Here is a 17,604-nt window from a genome sequence, read left to right as displayed (position 1 = left end):
GTGGACAGGAGCTGCGCCCTCGACGACCTCCCGACCCGCGGACCTTCTCCACGCCCGGGCCGCCGAACCGCGCTCACCGTCCCACAGCCTCGGAACCACCGGCCTCGCAGGACTCCGGCCCACCCAACTCCCGCGCCGAAGTCCGTACGGACGCCATCCCAGCAGAGACGACACGAAGCCCCGTTTCCATGGTCGGAAACGGGGCTGTTCTACGAGGTGGGCGGTACTGGGTTCGAATCAGTGACCCCTCGCTTGTAAGGAGCCAAGATCCGCCCGTCACGCCGCCCGACCTGGGCCACTGCAACGCGATCACCGCCACCCGCCAGGCTCCCACCGGACCTAATGGCACGCTAATGGCACGGCGATCATGCTTCTCCCCCACGTCATCATGCCGCCTGATCAGGGCTTCCTCATCGCACCAGGGCCGGTGAATGGCACGCGTATGGCACGCCCGTACGGACGTACACGCCTCCCCCACCCGATCTTCCCGTCTGCCTCGTCCCACCTGGAAGGCAGCGGGCCAAGGGCCACGGGTCAAGGGTCGTTCTTCCAGTGGGGAGCTCCACCCTTGACCCGTGGCCCTTGGTCTGCTGGGCTCCGCCTGGGACGAGGCAGAAGGGAAGATCGGCCACGCCCGCCACTGACCACCCGAGCGTTCGTCGCGATCATCCCGGAGCCGAGGCCCCCGCCGGAGGCTCTATCTACGGCGGCGCAGCAACACCATGGCAAGCCAGATGATGGTGGGCAGCAGGAGGATCAACACCATGAGACCGACCCCGAGAGCGATCTCGACGTCGGTCACTGGCCTGCCTGAGAGATCATCATCCACCTTGCGAAGCTATCCGCTGCGAGGATCGGCCGGTATACCCCGTGCCCAGCGCGGCCCGAGCACGGCCGCGCGCGAGAACGGCCCCCAGGCCGCACGCGCAGCGTGCGGCCGAGCGCAGGGCCGCGCCGGCGGCGCGGAGCGCCGCCCTTGATCCTCATAAGCACAATTCGGCAACGTATGGGATCTACCTCTAGAAGTAGGTTGCCGCAGTATGCCGGGAGTGCCAAGTTCGCTACAGGCAGTCCTCGGGGGACCGAGGCCAAAAATGTCAGTCGCGAAGCATACCGTGCTGACCATGGAGACGGAGGCCGTCATCAAGAGGTCATCTAGCGACAAGCCTTACCGGCAGCTCACCACGACCAAGACCGTACTTATAGCGGTCCTGGTGGCCGTTGTGGGGCTAGTCATGCTCTACTTCGGCGGCCTCAACCTTCCATGGGAGGGTGCAAAGGCCCTTCTTAACAATCTGGGTTCTGCCTTCATCGTTTCTGTCGGCCTTGCGCTCGTTTGGGATCTATGGGGGAGACGTGCGTTCTCTCGGGAGATCCTGGAGACTGCGAGATCAGCAACCGAGGTTGAGGCGGCCGGGCTCGTACGCATAGGTACGAACTACGTGGAAGACCCTGACTGGGAGGACCTCTTCCGAAACGTTCGCAAGCTGGACGTCTTTGTTGCGTATGGACGCACATGGCGAAACGCTCAAATATCCCGACTAACCAGTCTGTCCAATCGATCGGACGCTCGAATTCGCATCTATCTGCCCGACCCTGCCGATTCGGAAACTATCAAACATCTAGCCGACCGCTTCTCTATGGAATACTCAGACCTAGTTGCGGCCATAAAAGAGAGCCGACGGGAGTTCGCCAAGCTACAGAAGCCAGGCGGCGCCAAGATCGAAGTATATTATCGGACTGGAGATGTCGTCTTCAGTTGCTATCGCTTCGACAAAACAGCAATCCTTACCCTCTATTCGCACAGCCGAAAGCGGTCCCAAGTCCCCACACTCGTATGCCGCGACGGGGGAAGCCTTTATCAGTTCGTACGCGAGGAACTGAAGGCGATAGAGGAGCAGAGCAAGCTGGCAAACTAGGAGGACTCATGTTGACACAAGCCGTCATTCTAGAGGGAGATGTGCCACCTGGCATTGTTCCAGTACTACGCCATACAGGCATAGTAGCCTGCGACATCGAGACCTCCGGCCTAGACTGGAGGAGCGAAAGAATAGCCACCATACAGCTATATTCTCCCGCCATCGGCGCCATTGTGTTAAAGATACCCCAAACCCCCCCCAAGACCTTTATTGAGATATTGGAAGATGAGGCCATTGCCAAAGTCTTCCACCACGCCCCCTTTGACCTGCGGTTCCTCGTATGGCATTGGACCGCGCACCCTCAGACCATAATATGCACAAAGGTGGCTTCGCGCCTGATAGAGCCCGAAATCGAGAGGTCTCAACACAGCCTAAAGCCCCTACTTAAACGACATCTAGGGATCACAATCGACAAGTCGCAGCAAACGAGTAACTGGCTCACACCCTCTCTAAGCGCAGAGCAGCTCGAATACGCCGTTCAAGACGTGCGACATCTACTTGACTTGTGGAAGGTGCTGGGCTCACACCTAGACACCAAGGGCCTATCGCAGGTTTATAGAAAATGCATGGCCTTTTTACCAATACAGGTTCAGCTCGAACTCAAAGGCATAAGAGATATATTTGCTCACTGATCTTCAGTGACGGTCGAGCCATCAGCATCACGGCAACATGATAGTTTAGCCCTCTCCTAGAGGCGAGCCATAGTCGATTTAAGGCAGAAGATCAGGGCGTCGATAATCGAGTGCACGTCGAGCCTGTAGAAACCGTTCATGGAATTGCTCAGCCAAAATCTCGCGTGGATAATTCTGGCGCAGTACGCGGTCGAGATCCGCAGCGCGATTAACCAAGTCCGTAAGTGATCGCCGGTCGATGTCAAGCGCAACCACACCTTCGGCCACGGCGGCGTCCAGGTCTCCACGGCGAGCATGGACGATGCCGAGATCTATGCGGGCGTCGGCGACTCGCATGGGGGCGTTGGACGTGCCGTCAGGCCTGGTGTGCATCTGGATCGTCTCACGAGCGTGTTCCTCGGCGCGGGCGTCGTCGGCGAGCCAGGTGTAGCAGGTGGCTGCGTAGAAGACCCATTTGGCGTGGTCGAACACGAAGTGGTGATCGGGGTTATCGGGCATGGGCAGGCGGCCGAGGACGTCGGCGCCGCGGGTCAGTGCGCGATCTGCCTCGCGGCGGTCGCCAATGCGTGCGAGGCCGCGGGCTTCTTGCAAGGTGAGTTGGACCATGGCGCTGGTCTGGCCGGCGACGGCCTGGCCCATACGGGCGGCCGTCACCACATCTTCGTAGCGGCCTTCGACCAGGGCGAACCAGGCTGACATCTCGTGTGCCCACCCCATGAGTTCGCCGTGTCCGACCTGGCGGCCCATCTCGAAGGCGGCTCGGCGGGCGGTCTCGGCTTCCTCTCGCTCTCCCAGGTCGTAGTGCACGCAGCCGAGCAAGGCAGTCAGCCAGCCTGTGATGACCAGCAGCTCGCGGTGCTGGTCAAGGGAGAGGCGCCGCCCAGCAAGCAGCCGGTTGATTTGGGCGAGGCGCTTCTGTGTGCGATCTCGTAGCGTCGCGGCCGGCACGACCGGGTAGGCACGGCAGAGAAGATCGACGGCCTCGGCGAGCGCTTCCAAGGTGCCGGTTCCAACGTCGGATGCTTGGAGCTGCTGGGCGAGTTCCATGGTGCCGTACAGGTCGGCCTCGGCCCGTAGGGCGTCCATCGGCAGGATGGCCGATGCTTCGATGAGGCGGCTGCCCGACTGCTTGTTCTGCGAGAACCCCAATGCCTCCGGCTGCAACCCGGTCAACTGCATCAGTGCCAGCCGGTATGGCGAGCGTGGCCAGCGCACTTCACCGGCTTCCCAGCGTCGGATGCGCTCCTCGTCGCAGGTGAGGCGTTCCGAAATGCCGATTTGTGTGCTGTTGATTCGGTCGGCCATTTCCGCGCGGGTGAGCTGGTGTTCGTTGCGCCAAGCGCGTAGTTGGACATTGGGAATGTTCTCGGGCATCTATGGGCCTTCCTCCCGGCTGGGGGCTCAAGAGGGGGATTAGAGGGGAGCCGTTCGGGGGTCCTGCGTAACTCCTTTTGACGGTGGACTTGCCATCAACCAACACGGTACGTGAAGCGGCCTCCCGGCAGAGGGAACGCCGGATGAATCGAGGAGATGGCGACGGTGACCCGGCCAGACGAGACCAGCGAGACCACGCCCTGCCCCGCATGCCGGGGACGCGGAATCAAGCTGCGCGACTCACGCCGCGCACTCCTCATCGGCAACAGCGATGACGACGAGAGTCCAAGGGGGGAACGGCGGTGTCTCGACTGCCTCGGAAGCGGCCGGGCCGAAGGGAGCGGGAAATGAACTCCGTCATGCAGGCGGCCATGGCTGGCCTCGGACAGCTGGAGGAGGCGAACGCACTGATCCGCCTGCGCGATCGGCTGGCGACGCGTGGTGTCAACGCCGAGCTGCGCGACAACAACAGCGCGTTGATGGTGCATCGGCCGGAGCCGGGGCTGCCAGTGTGGGTGTTCGTCGGGTACGGCGGCGCGTACTACTCGTGGCAGCACGCGGAGAGGCGGCATCCGGTGGATGACGTGGAGGGAGCGGCGGACGTCTTGGCGGCCTACGTCGCCAAGTAGCAGGCGGGCGCGGCGGGGCGGTGACGGCTCCCGTTTCTGGAGGGGGACGGGTGGATCTTTCCCTGTCTCGTCGCGTCTTCCTCTGCCCGGCGGGCGGTCGAGTCCACGCCCTGGGAGGGTCGCCCCCGCGCCCTCCGTCGACCGTCTGCCGGGCCTTTCTGCTTCGGGCCTGTGGATTGGTGTGGACGAGCGGGCTCGGCCAGGATACGCTCAAACTTGGTAAAACAACCTGTCGGGTGCTGGACGGTCAAAATGTCGCTAGAGTCCGTGCCGCCGAAGTATGCGCAGCTTGTGCAGGCCCTTCAACGGCGTATCGAGTCGGGAACCTACCCGCCCGGCTCCATGCTCCCCAGCGAGCACCAGCTCATCCAAGAGTTCAGCGTCTCCCGGCCCACCGTGGTCGCCGCGCTGCGGGTGCTGCGTGAGCAAGGCTGGATCGAATCGCAGCAGGGCAAGGGTCGCTTCGTGCGGGGCCGTCCTGCCATGGCGACGGTGGAGTCCAACCGCCCCGGGCAGGCGTACCTGACCAGCCCGGAGACCGACGCGCCCGGCGAACTGGTCGAGGCCGCCGCCGTGGCGCTGCCCAACCGCGTCGCGGTGCTACTGGAGGCCGAGCCCAAGGGCAAGGCGTTCCTGCGCCGGCGCCTGGTCGTCCGCGAGGGCGAGCCGAGCGAGCTGGTGTCGCTGTGGCTGCCTCTGGAACTGTCGGAGGGTACCGACCTGACCAGCGGTGAGCCGTTGCCTCAGGGCATCCGGCAGCATCTGCGGTCCCGCAAGGGCGTCCGGTTCGATCACATCGTGGAGCAGATCACTGCCCGCATGCCCACCGCCGCCGAGGCCAAGCAGCTCGGCATGCCCAAGAACGTGCCCCTGCTGGCTGTCTTCGGCGCGGTCCGGGACGCCTCCGGCCGGCCGCTGGTCGTGGTAGAGGTACTGCTTCCGGCGGACCGTCACGAGCTGGAAGACGCCTATCCGGTTCGGTAGGGCACGACGACGACCTGGTGCGGGTCCTCGTAGATGACGTTGCCTGGGTCGGCAGCTTCGACGCGCACGCATGCCACCTGGTGGGTGGTGAGGATTTCCAGGTACCCGGTGAGGCGTTCGATGAGGTGGCCGGCCGACGTCTTGAACCATGCGGTGGCCTGCGGGTTGAGATCGCGGTTGTAGATGCGCGGGTCCACGTCGCTGGGGTCGATCAGGTTTGCGTGGTACCAGGCATGGCTGTCGACCCTGAACCGCTCTTCCTCGGATGAAAGTCGTCCGTGTTTGGCAAGCGCGTTGATCAGGCCGAACACGCCGGGATGGACGCCGCGCGCGTTCGGCGTGGGGCTTTGGTACCTGACGTACACCGCGTGGTTCCTCCTTGATCGGCTAGGTGTGTGTCTACCGGATCGGTAAGAGGTTCGTCACTTCGCCAGGGTCACTTGACGTAGCAAGTTTAAGCGGCTTACTCTCGGAGCATCACTTGATAGGTCAAGTGACAGACACTCAGGAAAGGAGAGCCGTATGGCTCTGCAAGGCCCCATCCCCGTCACCTTCGCCATGGTCTTCCCGCATGGCTGCTACATCGTCGGCGAGGTCGAGCCCGTCAAGGACTTCGACGCCTCCGCCGGCGGCCGGTTCGTGCAGGCCCGCGACAAGCAGACCCAAGAGCTGGTCTGGCAGGTCGCGGTCATGGACGGGGACCCGACCCTCAAGCCCGCCCAGAAGACCGTCGCGGTCAAGATCCTCGCCCCGGTGCAGCCGGTACCACCGCAGCCCATGCCGGGCCTGCCGTTCACGCCGGTCGAGTTCGACGGCATGTCCATCACCCCGTACGTCAACGCCGCCGGCCGTCTCGCCTACTCGATCAAGGTCCGCGAGATGCACGCACCCCGCACCACCACCCCGCCCGCTCCCGTGAAGGCCCCGGCCGGAAAGGACGCCAACTGATGACCCGCCGCCGCACCCCGCGTCGCAGCGTGATCCGGCTGGCCACCGGACACACCGTCCGCACGCTCCGCCACCCCTACGGGCACCGTGAGCCGGTGCTGGCGCTCGACTTCGGCGCCACCTCGGTGCTGGTCACCACCAATGGTCCCGTGACCGGTGAGGACGTGGAGTTCGCCCGCCAACTCGCCCACGAGGCCGCCCGCTTCGCCTGGTCGATGGAGCGCGCCTTCCACACCAGGACCGATACCTCCCACACCTACCACCTGCCCGGTCACGCGAAGCAGCAGTTGGCCGCCGGCAAGGCCACCGACCAGACGGCGGCCTGACACGTAGGGCGGGGCCGCCAGAAGCGGCAACTTCCGGCGGCCCCCGATCTTCTCCCTGATCTCACTCACGAGAGGTTCCAAGCATATGTTCAAGCGGCTGCCTGGCGACGAGGCACGCAACCTCGTCGCCACCACGCCCGACACGGCCGTCGTCTTCCGCCCGGCCGTTCTCAAGACCCCTGCTCTGATCACCCTGCTCATCTACGGCTGGCGTTTTCTGGCCGCGCTGGTACGTACGCTGTGGCGCCACCCGGTTGCCTGCGCCGTACCGGTCACGCTCGCTGCCCTCTGGGTCCTGGACGGCTGGCCGCTCGCTGTCTCGGCGCTCGGGCTCGTCGTCCTGGCGTTGCTCTGCTGGGCCTTCATCGCCCGCGATTCGTTCGCCCGGCTCATCGGCTGGCGGCTGCTGGCCTGGTGGCGGCTTATGTCGGTCTATCGCCGTCACTGGCAGGCCGTCATGGACGTCTCCGGGCTGGCCAAGCGCATCAACGGCCTGGCTTACATGCCCCGTCTCGTCAAGGTGCAGTGTGACGGCTGGGCCGACCGCGTCACCGTGCGGATGCTCGACGGGCAGGCCGTCAAGGACTGGACCGACCGCACCGACAACCTCGCCCAAGGTTTCGGTGCCGTCTCCTGCCGAGTCGCGCTCGTCAAAGGCGGCCGGCTGCTGCTGACCTTCCCGCGCAGCGATCCACTCGCGGACCCGATCCCCGCGCTTCCCATCCCGGACGAGCCGTCGGTGGGGCCGGTCGAGATCGGCAAGCAGGAAGACGGTCGGCCCTTGAAGCTCAAGGTCCACGGCACGCACATCCTGATCGCCGGGGCAACCGGGGCCGGCAAGGGCTCGTTCTTGTGGGACACCATCCGCGGGCTTCTCCCTGCCATGCGCGCCGGGCTGGTCGAGATCTGGGCGCTGGACCCCAAGCTGATGGAGCTGTCCTTCGGCCGTGAGCTGTTCCAGGGCCGGTATGCCGCCGACCCGGCCGACTGCGCCGACCTGCTGGACGAGGCCGTCTCGGTGATGCAGAAGCGGGCGGCCCGCTTCTCCGGCGTCCAGCGCTCCCACACGCCGACCGTGGAGGACCCGTTCGTCCTGGTGCTCGTTGACGAGGTGGCGTTCCTGACCGCCTACCAGCCCGACAAGCAGCTCCGCCAGCGCATCTCGGCTGCTCTGGCCACCCTGGCGACGCAAGGCCGCTCCGTGGGTGTCGGGGTTATGGCCGCGCTTCAGGATCCGCGCAAGGAGGTCATGAACATCCGCAACCTGTTCCCCGACAAGATCGCCCTCCGCTTGGACGAGTCCGAACAGGTGGACATGGTCCTCGGCGACGGCGCCCGCGGCCGGGGCGCTCTGGCCGACCACATCTCACCCGTCCCCGAGCTGGGCGCGGGAGCGGCGTACATGCGATTGGAGACCTCCCCCGAACCCGTCCGCGTCCGCGCCGCCTACGTCTCCGACACCGACATCCGCGAGATGGTCGCCGTGTTCACCGAGCGAGGCGAGGCCGCATGACGCTGGCCCACCTCCTCGACGGGCTGCGCTGCTCCGTCTGCCACACCATCAACGCTCTCTGGCTCGACCCGGCCCGCACCCTGATCGAGTGCCGCGAATGCGGCCAGTGCGCCCACGTGACTACCGACGACGGGAGGGCAGCATGACCGATCGCTCCCTACCCCGCGCCATCCGGCAGGCCATGCCGATAGCCCGTGAGGTGGCCGTGGAGGTCGCCAAGCAGTACGGCGTGTGCATCCAGCCCGTCCCACTCAAGCGGCTCGACATCCACACCGGCCGCTGGGAGATCGTGGACGTCCCGTGCGGCGCCACCTTGGACGCCAAGTGCCCGCCGTGCGCCAAGCGCAACCGGCAGCTCCGCATGGCCCAGTGCCGCGAGGGCTGGCACCTCGACCAGGAGCCGGCCATCACACCGGACGACCCCACGGACGAACAGCGGTGGCTGGTCGAGTTCCGCGCCGACCTCCAAGCCCGCCGCGACCAGGCCGCCGCCCTCGGTGAGGACGTCGCCGACTGGGACGCTGCCATCGAGGGAGTGGACGCCGAGATCAACGAGGCGGGCATGCGTGGCAGTGTTCTCGGCCGTACGGCGCCCAAGCGCACCCGTTCGACCAGGCGGCGGCAGGACGCGCCCAACCTGCCCAAGCGCAGGATGACGGCGACGACGCTCGGGCGGACGTTCGAGTCCTCGGACGGCAAGGTCTGCCGGCCGTCGCTGTTCGTCACCCTGACGCTCCCTTCCTACGGCAAGGTCCGCGACGGCGTCCCGGTCGATCCAAAGACCTACGACTACGCGCGAGCGGCCCGCGACGCGCTCCACTTCTCCAAGCTGGTCGATCGCTTCGTGTAGAACCTCCGCCGGGTGGCTGGCTACGTGCAGTACTTCGCCACCGTGGAATCCCAGAAGCGACTGGCCCCGCACCTGCACATGGCGATCCGCGGAACGCTCCCCAGGGCGGAGGTTAAGCAGATCGCCGCCGCGACCTACCACCAGGTGTGGTGGCCACCGCCAACACCGTCGTTTTCGAGGGCGCCCACATGCCCGTCTGGGAGGACGGGGCCGGCTACCTCAACCCCACCACTGGTGAGGTGTTGCCCACGTGGAACGAAGCCCTCGACCAGCTCGACACCGACGAGAACGCCAAGCCCCTGCACGTCATCCGCTTCGGCAACCAGATCGACGTCAAGGGCGTACTCGCCGGCACCCCGGACGCCGACCAGTGCATCCGCTACCTGTCCAAGTACCTGACCAAGAGCCTCGGCGACACCCTCGACACCGGCAACTCCGCCCAGCGCCAACACGCTGCCCGCCTGGTCGAGGCCCTGCGCTTCGAGCCCTGCTCCCCCGCCTGCCCGAACTGGCTCCGCTTCAGCATCCAGCCCAAGGGCGCCAAGCCGGGCATGCTCCCGGGCCGCTGTCGCAGCAAGGCCCACAAGCCCGACCACCTCGGCTACGCCGGCCGCCGCGTCCTGGTCTCCCGCAAGTGGTCCAACAAGACACTCGCCGAACACAAGCAGGACCGCCGCACCTGGGTCCTGGAAGCTCTCGGCCAACCCGACCAACCGGCCGACCCGCACCGCTACATCTGGAAGCCCATCCCCGCCGGCGACTCCAACATGCCACCGCTGGCCATGCGCCTGCTCCGCTCGGTCGCCGAACGGCAACGCTGGCAAACCCACATGGCACAGCTCCAAGCCCAAGCAGACGGGCAAGATCTTTCGGCAACCGACCTTGGGAGGGCTGCCTGATGCCCAACAAACCAGGCAAGCGGCGCTTCGGCAGCATCCGCCAGCTCCCGTCCGGCAGATTCCAGATCCGCTACTCCGGCCCTGACGGCAAGATCCGTCTCGGCGAGAACACGTACGCACGCGAGCGCGACGCCGAAAAGGCGCTCTCCCTGATCGAGGCCAAGATGATCACGGGCGACTGGACCGACCTCAGCGCTCCAAGGTCAAGCTCGGCGACTACGCCGACAAGTGGATCGCCGAACGCACGAACCTCCGCCCACGCACGGTCGAGATCTACAAGGGCCTGCTCAAGCGCTACATCCGCCCTCATCTAGGCGGCATGCCCATCGGCAAGCTCGACACCGCCACGGTCCGCGAATGGCGCGTCCTGCTGCTCGGCAACGGCGTCGGCTCGTCCGAGGTCGCCAAGGCGTACCGCTTCCTGCGGGCGGTGCTCATGACGGCGGCCGACGACCAGATCATCCCGCGCAACCCGTGCCGCATCCGGGGCGCCGGCGAGGAGAAACCGGAAGAACGGCCGGTCCTGACCGTGGCCAAGGTGTTCGAGCTGGCCGACCTCATGCCGGCGCGCCTCCGATCCCTCGTCCTTCTCGCCACCTTCGCCAGCCTGCGCTGGGGCGAAGTCGCGGCCCTGCGCCGGATGGACCTGGACCTCGCAGCCCGGACCGCAGTGTTCGGCAACAGCACGTCGAACTCGACACCGGCGAACTCCTCGTCGGTCCACCCAAGTCCCGCGCCGGAGTCCGTACCGTCGCCATCCCGGAAGCGATCACGCCAGCGCTCCGTGACCACCTCGACCAGTACACAGCCCCAGAACCCGACGCCCTGATCTTCACCGGCTCACGATGCGGCATCCTCCGCCGCAGCAACTTCCGGCGCGCAGCCAAATGGGACGAGAGCACAAGGAAGATCGGCTTCCCGGGCCTGCACTTCCATGACCTCAGACACACTGGCAACACGATCGCCGCCAGCTCAGGCGCGAGCCTCAAAGACCTCATGCAGCGGATGGGACACGACTCCGTCCGCGCCGCACTGATCTACCAGCACAGCACCGCAGAGGCCGACCGCAGGATCGCCGACGCCATGAACGCGAAGATCCAACAAAGCTAATGGCACGCTAATGGCACGAAGCCCCGTTTCCATGATCGGAAACGGGGCTCTTCTCGCAGGTGGGCGGTACTGGGTTCGAACCAGTGACCCCTCGCTTGTAAGGCGAGTGCTCTACCGCTGAGCTAACCGCCCCTGATCGGCACTACACCTTACGACACCAACGGCTCCGATCGCACATCCACCGTCCACCCCGGTCCCAGGTCGGGACGGCCGGCGGCGCGCCAGCCCAGGAGGGCCGCGCCGAGCATGCCGGCGTCCACGCCGAGGGCGGCCGGGTGCAGGGGTGGGGCGTCGCGGAAGGTGAGGCGCTTGACGAGGCGGGTGCGGACGGGGTCCAGGAGGGCGGGGCCGGCCTCGGCCAGTCCTCCACCCAGCACGATCATGGACGGGTCGAGCAGCAGCGTGTACGTGGCCAGCGCCAGCGACAGGGCCTCGACCGCCTCGTCCCACACCTCGATGGCCATCGGGTCGTCGGAGGCGACCACCTGCTCGGCCCGTACGCCTTCCTGGCCCGAGCGGAGGCTGTAACGCCGGCCGACGGAGGCCGCCGAGGCGTACGTCTCCAGGCAGCCGAACTGGCCGCACGCGCACTGCTCGCCGTCGGGGAAGACCGGGATGTGGCCGATCTCGCCGCCCCAGCCGGAGGCGCCGCCGTACGGCTCGCCGTGAACGATCATCGCTCCGGCGATGCCCGTGCCGATGGGCAGGAACAGGAAGTCGGGCACACCGCGCCCGGCGCCGAGGACGCTCTCGGCCAGCCCGCCGGTGCGGACGTCGTGGCCCAGCATGACGGGCACGTCGAGCGGGGTGAAGTCGATCGCGGGGACGTTCTTCCAGCCGAGGTTCGCGGCGTAGAGCGCGGTGTCCGCCGAGACCAGGCCGGGCACGGCCAAGCCGACGCCCGCCGGGTGCCCGTCGCCGGAGGCGGCGAGGTGGCCGATGAAGTCGCGGATGGCGGCGACGACCGCTTCGGGGCCCTGCTCACGGGGGGTGGGGCGTCGCTCGCTCAGCAGCACCGCGCCGGTGTCGTCGACCAGGCCGCCCTTCATGGACGTGCCACCGACGTCGAGCGCCACGACGAACGAACTAGATGCGGACACGGTACGAGACGATAGCGCAGCTCAGTACATGTCCGGAAAGCCCGGGTCAGGTACGGCCGAGCACCCGGTCGAGCGCGGCCTCGACCTCGGCCGACAGCCCGGGCGGCGGCGCCGAGCAGGCGAACTCGCGTGCCCGCGCCATCCGGACCGCGCCGCAGGAACGGCACTCGACCTCGCCCAGCCGGCAGATCAGCGCCGTGGAGCCGCAGGCGCCGCAGGCGTCGAGGTCGAGGTCGTGCAGACGCTGGCAGTCCGGGCAGATGAGAACCTGGGACTCCTGGCGCACGCCGCGCTTCCACGGGCTGGCGCCACGGACGGGGTCCGTCTGCCGGGCCCCGCAGCGGTAGCAGGGCATGCTGTCCCTCCGTCTAGGCGATGTCGGCGAGTGCCTGGATGTAGGCGGCGACGTCGCGTGCCTGCCCGATCGGACTGACCACCGACCAGCGGATCACGCCCTCGCCGTCGATGACGAAGGTACCCCGGCGAGCGTGGCCCCTCTCCTCATCGAAGACACCGTACGCCCGCGCGACCTGTCCGTGTGGCCAGAAATCGGAGAGCAGCGGGAACGCGTAACCCTCCCGATCGGCCCAGGCACGCTGGGCGAAGACCGAGTCGACGGACACGGCCAGCACCTGCGCGTCGGCGGAGAGGTCACGCAGAGCGGCAAGCTCGCTCTGGCACACCCCGCTGAAGGCAAGCGGATAGAAGACCAGCACGACCTTCCTGCCCCGAAGGTCCGACAGCCTCATCGGAGTGCCGTGCTGGTCCTGAAGCTCGAAGTCCGGAGCCTGGGCGCCCACCGCGACCGGATGCGTCATCACGGACGTACATCCTGCCCTACGGTCGCCGCTCGAGCTCCCTAACGCCGGCCCTTGGGCGTCACGAGCCTGGTCCCCGACCAGTCGGGGGCCGCGGAGATGCTGCTGGTCTGCGAGAGACCCGCGGTCGCGGCATCCTCCCCGATGTCGCTCGGCTCCACATGGCCCTCGCGTCCGGCCTTCGGAGTGAGCAACCAGATCTGGCCGCCGTCGGCGAGTGCACGCATGGCATCGCTCAGGACGTCGAAGAGATCTCCGTCGCCGTCACGCCACCAGAGCAGCACCACGTCGACGACGTCGTCGGTCTCCTCGTCCAACAGCTCGTTGCCGGTCAGGTCCTCGATGGAGTCGCGAAGCTCGTCGTCGACGTCCTCGTCCCAACCGATCTCCTGCACCACCTGACCCGGCTTGAGGCCGAGTCGTTCGGCCAGGCCGCGCTCGCCCTGCGCCTGACCCGCGGTCGCGCTCACGTTTATCCCTCCTGCTTGAGTGGCCCCGCTTGTGCGGTTATCGCTTCGGGACAGTCCACACGCTGTGACCCTCAGTCGTCAACGGTCGCCACGGGTACGGCCGTGGTCCACCGATGTCAATCGGCCAGAAACGACAGGCGAATCCGGCGTTGCGCGTTGTCGACATTCAGGTCGACGAGCGCGATCGACTGCCATGTGCCCAGCGCGAGCCGGCCGCCTAACACGGGGACGGTGGCGTACGGCGGGATCATCGCCGGCATGACGTGCGAGCGGCCGTGCCCGCGGGAGCCGTGGGCATGCCGCCACCGGTCGTCGGCGGGCAGGAGGTCGCGCAGCGCGGCGAGCAGGTCGTCGTCGCTGCCCGATCCCAGCTCCATGAGGACCACGCCGGCCGTCGCGTGAGGGACGAAGACGTGCAGCAGCCCGTCCCGGCCCTGCTCTTCCGCGAACGCGGCGCACTCCGCGGTGATGTCGTGCACCGTCTCGCGTGAACCCGTGGCCACGGAAATGATCTGGGATCTCACACGAGAATTCTACTGAGGCACGACGACGGCGTCCGGACCGGGAAAGACCAGCCCGGTGTGCCCGTCGTCGAACCGCACGATGTAGGGCGGGCCGCCGTTGGGGCCCTGCACCTCGAGGATGACCCCGCTCCGGTCCCGTTCGCCCACGGTGTTGCCGTGGACGAGGAGCCGGTCGCCTACCGTCGCATTCATACCTCCACATTCGTACGCCCCGCGCCCCGCGAAAAGAGGCCGCCCGAGCCCGTCCGAAGAGAGAGGCGAATCCTGACCCAACCGTTACGGTCGGGGCCGACACGCCCGGACGACGCCGATCCCGGCGCTTCCGTCACGCGCGCCGTGCCCGGCACCGGCGGGGGCATGGCCGGCGGCCGCCCGGGCCGGCGGCGGCCACCGGCCGGGAAAGGGCCCCGGCCTGCGGTGGGACGCCCCGGAAAAAGGTCACGGAAGGCGTCCGGCTAGACTCGCGCGACGCCCTGAGTCCCCCGCTGGTGACGGCTGTTCTCCTCCGGGGGATACTCCAGACATGAGGGCGAAATTTCCAAGGTTTTCCGGACTTGTTAAATTGACGGCCCAATGTAACCTTGGCCTCGGATTCGTCCTACCATCGGTGGTCTAGGCCACCACTAGCCGCCCTGCCAGCGGGGACGTCTTGGTTACCGGTCAGTAGAGATGCACTTTCTACGACCAGCGACCAGGATGGAAGGCGACCAGACCAGACATCAGTCATCCTCGGAAGGCGAGACCCAGTGGCTTCCGGACGCCAGCGTTTCTCGATCATCAGCGACGGCCTACCCAGCCAGCTGCCTGATGTCGATCCCAGTGAGACCAACGAGTGGCTCGAGTCTCTCGACAACGTCGTCAAGACCGAAGGCCGCACCAGAGCCCGCTACCTCATGCTGCGCATGCTGGAGCGGGCCCGCGAGCACCAGGTCGGCGTGCCGGGCCTGCGCAGCACCGACTACATCAACACGATCCCGCCGGAGCGGGAGCCGTGGTTCCCGGGCGACGAGCACGTCGAGCGGCGCATCCGCGCCTACATCCGCTGGAACGCCGCGGTCATGGTGTCCCGCGCGAACGCCCGGACGAACGTCGGCGGTCACATCGCGACCTACGCCTCCGCCGCGTCGCTCTACGAGGTGGGCTTCAACCACTTCTTCCGCGGCAAGGACCACGGCGAGTCGGGCGACCAGGTCTTCTTCCAGGGCCACGCCGCTCCCGGCATCTACGCGCGCGCCTACCTGGAGGGCCGCCTCAACGAGGCGCAGCTCGACGCGTTCCGGCAGGAGCTGTCGCACGGCTTCCACGGCCTGCCCTCCTACCCGCACCCGCGGTTGATGCCCGACTTCTGGGAGTTCCCGACCGTCTCCATGGGCCTCGGCCCGATCGGCGCGATCTACCAGGCGCGGTTCAACCGCTACCTGCTCAACCGCCAGATCAAGGACACCAGCCGCAGCCACGTCTGGGCGTTCCTCGGCGACGGCGAGATGGACGAGCCCGAGTCGCTCGGCGCGATCGGCCTGGCCGCCCGTGAGGAGCTCGACAACCTCACGTTCGTCATCAACTGCAACCTGCAGCGGCTCGACGGCCCGGTCCGCGGCAACGGCAAGATCATCCAGGAGCTGGAGTCCTACTTCCGGGGCGCCGGCTGGAACGTCATCAAGGTCGTCTGGGGCCGCGACTGGGACCCGCTGCTGGCGGCCGACGTCGACGGTGTCCTGGTCAACCAGATGAACACCACGCCCGACGGGCAGTTCCAGACCTACTCGGTCGAATCGGGCGGCTACATCCGCGACAACTTCTTCGGTGGCGACCCGCGCCTGCGCAAGATGGTCGAGCACCTCAGCGACGACGACATCCGCAAGCTGTCGCGCGGCGGTCACGACTACCACAAGGTCTACGCGGCGTTCAAGGCGGCCCGCGAGCACGTCGGCCAGCCGACCGTCATCCTCGCCCAGACCATCAAGGGCTGGACCCTGGGCAAGGACTTCGAGGCCCGCAACGCCACGCACCAGATGAAGAAGCTCACCAAGGCCGAGCTGAAGGAGTTCCGCGACCGGCTCTACCTGCCGATCCCCGACTCCGCGCTCGAAGGTGACCTGCCGCCCTACTACCACCCGGGCGAGAACGACGCCGAGATCCAGTACATGAAGGAGCGCCGCGCGGCCCTCGGCGGCGTGCTGCCCAAGCGCGTCGTGCGCGCCAAGCCGGTCAAGCTCCCCGCCGACTCGGTCTACGACCAGTTCGGCAAGGGCTCGGGCAAGCAGCAGGTCGCCACCACGATGGCGTTCGTGCGCCTGCTGAAGGACCTCATGCGCGACAAGGAGATCGGCCACCGGTTCGTGCCGATCATCCCCGACGAGGCCCGGACCTTCGGCCTCGACGCGATGTTCCCGACGGCCAAGATCTACTCTCCGCACGGCCAGACGTACGAGGCCGTCGACAGGGAGCTGCTGCTGTCGTACAAGGAGTCGACCGAGGGCCAGATCCTGCACGAGGGCATCAGCGAGTCGGGCTCGATGGCCTCGGCGATCGCGGCGGGCACCTCGTACGCCACGCACGGCGAGCACATGATCCCGATCTACATCTTCTACTCGATGTTCGGCTGGCAGCGCACCGGCGACTCGATGTGGCAGATGGGCGACCAGATGGGCCGCGGCTTCCTGCTGGGCGCCACCGCCGGCCGCACCACGCTCAACGGCGAGGGCCTGCAGCACGAGGACGGCCACACGCCGCTCATCGCCTCGACCAACCCGGCGGCGGTGTCCTACGACCCGTCGTGGGCGTTCGAGATCGCGCACATCGTCAAGGACGGTCTGCGCCGGATGTACGGCGACCAGCCCGAGGACGTCTTCTACTACCTCACCGTCTACAACGAGCCCTACCAGCAGCCGCCGCAGCCGGCCGACCTCGACGTGCAGAGCCTGCTCAAGGGCCTGTACAAGTTCGCCGAAGGCCCCGCGACGCAGGGCCCGAAGGCCAACATCCTGGCCTCCGGCGTGGCCGGGCCGTGGGCGATGGAGGCCCAGCGGATGCTGGCCGAGGACTGGGGCGTGTCGGCCGCGGTGTGGTCGGCGACCTCCTGGACGGAGCTGCGGCGCGAGGCGCTGGCGTGCGACGAGCACAACCTCCTCAACCCCGACGCCGAGAAGCGCGTCCCGTTCGTGACCCAGGCGCTCTCGCAGGCGCAGGGCCCGTTCGTGGGCGTCAGCGACTACATGAAGGCCGTCCAGGACCAGATCGCCCAGTGGGTTCCGGGTGACTGGTCGTCGCTCGGCACCGACGGGTTCGGCCTGTCCGACACCCGTTCGGCGCTGCGCCGCCACTTCCACGTCGATGCCGCGTCGATCACGCTGGCCGTGCTCACCAGCCTGGTCAAGCGGGGCGAGCTCGACGGCGAGGTGCTGCGCGAGGCGATCGCCCGCTACCACCTCAAGAACGGCGTGACCGAGGCCGGTGGCGCCGAGAGCAACGACACCCAGTCGATGGGCGTCTGACAGGCACACGGATC

The 17,604-nt window shown here is 67.0% G+C and carries 20 protein-coding genes, 1 tRNA gene and 3 pseudogenes; 14 read left to right on the top strand and 10 right to left on the bottom strand.

Translation table 11 applies throughout. The features are described from left to right. Window positions 1-697: 697 nt before the first annotated feature. Window positions 698-829, bottom strand: coding sequence for a hypothetical protein (locus tag CXR44_RS41755; protein WP_281260297.1), 132 nt, complete (start codon window positions 827-829; stop codon window positions 698-700). A gap of 295 nt (window positions 830-1,124) precedes the next feature. Here CXR44_RS41755 and CXR44_RS39650 point away from each other — a divergent pair, with 295 nt between their 5' ends. Further along, the gene (locus CXR44_RS39650; RefSeq protein ID WP_180903688.1) at window positions 1,125-1,919 is read left to right on the top strand and encodes a hypothetical protein; all 795 of its coding nucleotides are present in this window, start codon (window positions 1,125-1,127) and stop codon (window positions 1,917-1,919) included. A gap of 8 nt (window positions 1,920-1,927) precedes the next feature. Beyond that, window positions 1,928-2,551 carry a ribonuclease D gene (locus CXR44_RS39645; RefSeq protein ID WP_180903687.1) on the top strand — a complete coding sequence of 208 codons (624 nt, stop codon included), beginning with the start codon at window positions 1,928-1,930 and terminating at the stop codon, window positions 2,549-2,551. 78 nt (window positions 2,552-2,629) lie between these two features. On the opposite strand, the gene CXR44_RS24780 is transcribed toward CXR44_RS39645, so the two are convergent. After that, on the bottom strand, window positions 2,630-3,925 hold the full coding sequence (locus CXR44_RS24780; protein ID WP_101788517.1) for an NsdA family TPR-like regulatory protein: 1,296 nt from the start codon (window positions 3,923-3,925) through the stop codon (window positions 2,630-2,632). Between the two features lie 347 nt (window positions 3,926-4,272). Here CXR44_RS24780 and CXR44_RS24775 point away from each other — a divergent pair, with 347 nt between their 5' ends. Beyond that, window positions 4,273-4,554 carry a hypothetical protein gene (locus CXR44_RS24775; RefSeq protein WP_101788516.1) on the top strand — a complete coding sequence of 94 codons (282 nt, stop codon included), beginning with the start codon at window positions 4,273-4,275 and terminating at the stop codon, window positions 4,552-4,554. Between the two features lie 252 nt (window positions 4,555-4,806). After that, window positions 4,807-5,538, top strand: coding sequence for a GntR family transcriptional regulator (locus CXR44_RS24770; RefSeq protein ID WP_101788515.1), 732 nt, complete (start codon window positions 4,807-4,809; stop codon window positions 5,536-5,538). Here CXR44_RS24770 and CXR44_RS24765 read toward each other — a convergent pair. After that, on the bottom strand, window positions 5,523-5,903 hold the full coding sequence (locus tag CXR44_RS24765) for a hypothetical protein (protein WP_101788514.1): 381 nt from the start codon (window positions 5,901-5,903) through the stop codon (window positions 5,523-5,525). The genes CXR44_RS24770 and CXR44_RS24765 overlap by 16 nt on opposite strands. Window positions 5,904-6,060: 157 nt before the next feature. Between CXR44_RS24765 and CXR44_RS24760 the strand changes: the two genes are divergently transcribed. The 9 genes and pseudogenes from CXR44_RS24760 to CXR44_RS42220 all read left to right on the top strand — a co-directional run. Next, window positions 6,061-6,486 (top strand): plasmid replication, integration and excision activator, encoded by a 426-nt coding sequence (locus CXR44_RS24760; protein ID WP_101788513.1) that lies wholly within the window; start codon window positions 6,061-6,063, stop codon window positions 6,484-6,486. Continuing rightward, window positions 6,486-6,812, top strand: a complete 327-nt coding sequence (locus CXR44_RS24755; RefSeq protein WP_101788512.1) for a hypothetical protein — start codon at window positions 6,486-6,488, stop codon at window positions 6,810-6,812. Before CXR44_RS24760 ends, CXR44_RS24755 begins: the two co-directional genes overlap by 1 nt. A gap of 85 nt (window positions 6,813-6,897) precedes the next feature. Continuing rightward, window positions 6,898-8,325, top strand: coding sequence for an FtsK/SpoIIIE domain-containing protein (locus CXR44_RS24750; RefSeq protein ID WP_101788511.1), 1,428 nt, complete (start codon window positions 6,898-6,900; stop codon window positions 8,323-8,325). Continuing rightward, window positions 8,322-8,471 carry a hypothetical protein gene (locus CXR44_RS39640; protein WP_180903686.1) on the top strand — a complete coding sequence of 50 codons (150 nt, stop codon included), beginning with the start codon at window positions 8,322-8,324 and terminating at the stop codon, window positions 8,469-8,471. Before CXR44_RS24750 ends, CXR44_RS39640 begins: the two co-directional genes overlap by 4 nt. Continuing rightward, window positions 8,423-9,244 (top strand): annotated as a pseudogene (locus CXR44_RS42310) (replication initiator); the annotation flags it as partial. The gene CXR44_RS39640 and the pseudogene CXR44_RS42310, both read left to right, overlap by 49 nt. Window positions 9,245-9,324: 80 nt before the next feature. Next, window positions 9,325-10,074, top strand: coding sequence for a replication initiator (locus CXR44_RS42305; protein ID WP_342748594.1), 750 nt, complete (start codon window positions 9,325-9,327; stop codon window positions 10,072-10,074). Continuing rightward, a pseudogene (locus CXR44_RS42300) lies at window positions 10,074-10,229 on the top strand (site-specific integrase); the annotation flags it as partial. The gene CXR44_RS42305 and the pseudogene CXR44_RS42300, both read left to right, overlap by 1 nt. Window positions 10,230-10,252: 23 nt before the next feature. After that, complete coding sequence (locus CXR44_RS41130; protein ID WP_281260300.1) at window positions 10,253-10,903, top strand: site-specific integrase; 651 nt, start codon at window positions 10,253-10,255, stop codon at window positions 10,901-10,903. Beyond that, a pseudogene (locus CXR44_RS42220) lies at window positions 10,810-11,070 on the top strand (site-specific integrase); the annotation flags it as partial. The gene CXR44_RS41130 and the pseudogene CXR44_RS42220, both read left to right, overlap by 94 nt. Before the next feature lie 174 nt (window positions 11,071-11,244). Here the strand turns inward: CXR44_RS42220 and CXR44_RS24735 are convergent. The 7 genes from CXR44_RS24735 to CXR44_RS24705 all read right to left on the bottom strand — a co-directional run bounded on the left by CXR44_RS24735 (window position 11,245) and on the right by CXR44_RS24705 (window position 14,288). Further along, window positions 11,245-11,316: transfer RNA gene (locus tag CXR44_RS24735), tRNA-Val, on the bottom strand. Between the two features lie 17 nt (window positions 11,317-11,333). Then, window positions 11,334-12,284, bottom strand: a complete 951-nt coding sequence (locus CXR44_RS24730) for an ROK family protein (protein WP_245899381.1) — start codon at window positions 12,282-12,284, stop codon at window positions 11,334-11,336. 46 nt (window positions 12,285-12,330) lie between these two features. Continuing rightward, a complete protein-coding gene (locus tag CXR44_RS24725; RefSeq protein ID WP_101788510.1) occupies window positions 12,331-12,639 on the bottom strand; it encodes a hypothetical protein in 309 nt (102 codons plus the stop codon). 13 nt (window positions 12,640-12,652) lie between these two features. Then, a complete protein-coding gene (locus CXR44_RS24720) occupies window positions 12,653-13,102 on the bottom strand; it encodes a peroxiredoxin (RefSeq protein WP_101788509.1) in 450 nt (149 codons plus the stop codon). 41 nt (window positions 13,103-13,143) lie between these two features. Then, window positions 13,144-13,572 carry a DUF3052 domain-containing protein gene (locus CXR44_RS24715; RefSeq protein WP_101788508.1) on the bottom strand — a complete coding sequence of 143 codons (429 nt, stop codon included), beginning with the start codon at window positions 13,570-13,572 and terminating at the stop codon, window positions 13,144-13,146. 116 nt (window positions 13,573-13,688) lie between these two features. Beyond that, entirely contained in the window at window positions 13,689-14,096 is a 408-nt protein-coding gene (locus CXR44_RS24710; protein WP_101788507.1) for a secondary thiamine-phosphate synthase enzyme YjbQ, read from the bottom strand. Window positions 14,097-14,105: 9 nt separating this feature from the next. Continuing rightward, the gene (locus CXR44_RS24705) at window positions 14,106-14,288 is read right to left on the bottom strand and encodes a DUF1918 domain-containing protein (protein WP_101788506.1); all 183 of its coding nucleotides are present in this window, start codon (window positions 14,286-14,288) and stop codon (window positions 14,106-14,108) included. Window positions 14,289-14,842: 554 nt separating this feature from the next. Between CXR44_RS24705 and aceE the strand changes: the two genes are divergently transcribed. Continuing rightward, entirely contained in the window at window positions 14,843-17,590 is a 2,748-nt protein-coding gene (gene aceE, locus CXR44_RS24695) for a pyruvate dehydrogenase (acetyl-transferring), homodimeric type (RefSeq protein ID WP_101788505.1), read from the top strand. Window positions 17,591-17,604 lie beyond the last annotated feature (14 nt).

Source organism: Nonomuraea indica (genome assembly GCF_002850745.1).
In the GTDB taxonomy this organism is placed as follows: Bacteria; Actinomycetota; Actinomycetes; order Streptosporangiales; family Streptosporangiaceae; genus Nonomuraea; species Nonomuraea indica.
This window is presented reverse-complemented; position numbering and strand designations above follow the sequence as displayed.

Bases quoted from the DNA above. Each gene is read 5' to 3' on its own strand.
- CXR44_RS39650 (WP_180903688.1), top strand. From the start codon at position 1,125: ATGGAGACGGAGGCCGTCATCAAGAGGTCATCTAGCGACAAGCCTTAC.
- CXR44_RS39645 (WP_180903687.1), top strand. From the start codon at position 1,928: ATGTTGACACAAGCCGTCATTCTAGAGGGAGATGTGCCACCTGGCATT.
- CXR44_RS24780 (WP_101788517.1), bottom strand. From the start codon at position 3,925: ATGCCCGAGAACATTCCCAATGTCCAACTACGCGCTTGGCGCAACGAA.
- CXR44_RS24775 (WP_101788516.1), top strand. From the start codon at position 4,273: ATGAACTCCGTCATGCAGGCGGCCATGGCTGGCCTCGGACAGCTGGAG.
- CXR44_RS24770 (WP_101788515.1), top strand. From the start codon at position 4,807: ATGTCGCTAGAGTCCGTGCCGCCGAAGTATGCGCAGCTTGTGCAGGCC.
- CXR44_RS24760 (WP_101788513.1), top strand. From the start codon at position 6,061: ATGGCTCTGCAAGGCCCCATCCCCGTCACCTTCGCCATGGTCTTCCCG.
- CXR44_RS24755 (WP_101788512.1), top strand. From the start codon at position 6,486: ATGACCCGCCGCCGCACCCCGCGTCGCAGCGTGATCCGGCTGGCCACC.
- CXR44_RS24750 (WP_101788511.1), top strand. From the start codon at position 6,898: ATGTTCAAGCGGCTGCCTGGCGACGAGGCACGCAACCTCGTCGCCACC.
- CXR44_RS39640 (WP_180903686.1), top strand. From the start codon at position 8,322: ATGACGCTGGCCCACCTCCTCGACGGGCTGCGCTGCTCCGTCTGCCAC.
- CXR44_RS24725 (WP_101788510.1), bottom strand. From the start codon at position 12,639: ATGCCCTGCTACCGCTGCGGGGCCCGGCAGACGGACCCCGTCCGTGGC.
- CXR44_RS24720 (WP_101788509.1), bottom strand. From the start codon at position 13,102: ATGACGCATCCGGTCGCGGTGGGCGCCCAGGCTCCGGACTTCGAGCTT.
- CXR44_RS24705 (WP_101788506.1), bottom strand. From the start codon at position 14,288: ATGAATGCGACGGTAGGCGACCGGCTCCTCGTCCACGGCAACACCGTG.